The organism is Micromonospora sp. RHAY321 (assembly GCF_023896955.1).
GTDB lineage: Bacteria > Actinomycetota > Actinomycetes > Mycobacteriales > Micromonosporaceae > Micromonospora.
This window is the reverse complement of the sequence record NZ_JAMHIW010000038.1, coordinates 1-2,095: the sequence shown is the minus strand read 5'-3', so window position 1 is coordinate 2,095 and position 2,095 is coordinate 1. Positions and strand designations below refer to the sequence as shown.

The 2,095-nt window shown below is 72.6% G+C and carries 2 protein-coding genes; both read left to right on the top strand.

Annotated features, from left to right (window positions below; genetic code table 11):
* On the top strand, positions 1–759 hold a 759-nt coding region (locus tag M8C17_RS31675), incomplete at its 5' end, for a glycosyltransferase (RefSeq protein ID WP_252420465.1).
* Positions 744–1,961 carry a glycosyltransferase gene (locus tag M8C17_RS31670; RefSeq protein ID WP_252420463.1) on the top strand — a complete coding sequence of 406 codons (1,218 nt, stop codon included), beginning with the start codon at positions 744–746 and terminating at the stop codon, positions 1,959–1,961. The genes M8C17_RS31675 and M8C17_RS31670, both read left to right, overlap by 16 nt.
* The last annotated feature ends 134 nt before the right edge of the window (positions 1,962–2,095 follow it).

Below are 2,095 nucleotides of genomic sequence, written 5' to 3'. Positions count from 1 at the left end.
AACCTCACCGAACAATGGCTGCACCGCCGCCCCGGCCGCGACCTCCCCGCCATCTACGTCGAACACAACACCCCCAAGGGCGACGTGCCGAACACCCGCCACCCCATGGCCGACCACACCAACCTGCTCATCGCCCACGTCACCGGCTTCAACCAACTCTTCTGGGACACCGGCACCACCCGCACGACCGTCATCGACCACGGCATCGTCACGCCCACCGCCACCTACACCGGCGAACTGGACCGCCTCGCCGTCGTGATCAACGAGCCGGTCCGGCGGGGCCGGGTCACCGGCACCGACCTGCTGCCCCGGTTCGCCGACATCGCCCCACTGGACGTCTACGGCATGGGAGTCACCGGCCTCGCCGACCACCTCGGCCTACCAGCCGACCGGCTCACCAGCCACGACGACGTACCCCAGCACCAGATGCACGCCGAACTCGCGCGACGACGCGCCTACCTGCACCTCTGCCGCTGGACCTCCCTCGGACTCAGCCTCATCGAAGCCATGTCCATCGGCATGCCCGTCGTCGCCCTCGCCACCACCGAAGCCGTCACGGCCGTACCCCCGGACGCCGGGGTGCTCGCCACCCGGGTGGAGACGCTCACCGAGTCGGCCCGGCGGCTCATCGAGGACCGCGACGCGGCGTACCGGCTGGGCGCGCGGGCGCGGGAGGTGTCCAGGGAACGTTTCGGACTCGACCGGTTCCTGGCCGACTGGGACCGGCTGATGAAGGAGGAGACATGCGCATCGCGATGATCTCGGAGCACGCCAGCCCACTCGCAGTCCTGGGCGAGGAGGACGCCGGCGGCCAGAACACGCACGTCGCGGAACTGTCCGCCGCGCTGGCCGGCGAGGGACACGACGTACGCGTCTACACCCGCCGCGACTCCACCACCCTCGACCACGTCGTCTCCACTCCGGACGGCTACCAGGTGTGGCACGTGCCGGCCGGCCCGCCACGGCGGATGCCCAAGGACGAGCTGTTGCCGTTCATGGGCGAGTTCGGCACGTGGCTGGCCGAGCAGTGGCGGGACGGATCCTGGGTGCCCGACGTGGCGCACGCCCACTTCTGGATGAGCGGACTGGCCACCCTGCACGCCGGACGGCGGGCCCGGGTCCCGACGGTGCTGACGTACCACGCCCTGGGGACCGTGAAACGACGCCACCAGGGCACCCGGGACACGAGCCCACCAGGCCGGATCGGGTACGAACGTGCCCTCGGCCGGGCCGCCGACCGGGTGATCGTGCAGTGCCAGGACGAGATCGGAGAGCTGGTCCGCCTGGGCGTGCCCCGGGCCCGGATGGCACTGGTCCCCTCCGGGGTCAACCAGGAGATGTTCCGCCCGGACGGGCCCGCCGAGCCGCGTGACCCGAGCCGGCCACGGCTCCTCACTGTCGGACGGATGGTGGAGCGCAAGGGCTTCGCGGATGTCATCCAGGCGCTGCACGCGGTGCCGGACGCCGAGTGCGTGGTGGTCGGCGGCCCGCCGGCCGACCTGCTGCCCGCCGACACCTTCGCCCGGCGGCTCGGGGCGCTGGCCGAGTCGTGTGGGGTGGCCGACCGGGTGCGGCTGGTCGGCGCGGTGCCCCGGGAGGAGATGGGCCGCTGGTACCGCTCGGCTGACCTCCTCGTCGCCGCCCCCTGGTACGAGCCGTTCGGCCTGACCCCACTGGAGGCCATGGCCTGCGGGGTGCCCGTCGTCGGCACCGCCGTCGGCGGGATCGCCGACACCGTCATCGACGGGCTGACCGGAGACCTGGTCCGGCCACGCGACCCGTGGGCACTGGGCGTCGCGATCCGACGGCTGCTCGCCGACAACACGCGCCGGTTCGCGTACGCCACCGCCGCGCTCGACCGGATCCGCAGCCGCTACTCCTGGAAGCAGGCGGCCGAGCAGCTCATCGCCGTCTACGCCGCGGTCACCACCGTCGGCCGGCCCACCTCGGCGGTGGCCTGATGACCGGGACGTACTCCATCATCGACGCGCACCTGGCCGGGCTGGCGGCGGCGTTGCTGCCCTACCGACAGGAGGCCGAGCGGCTGGCCGGCTGGGGCACCGAGTTGGCCTGGAGGTTGGCCGCCGGTGGGCGA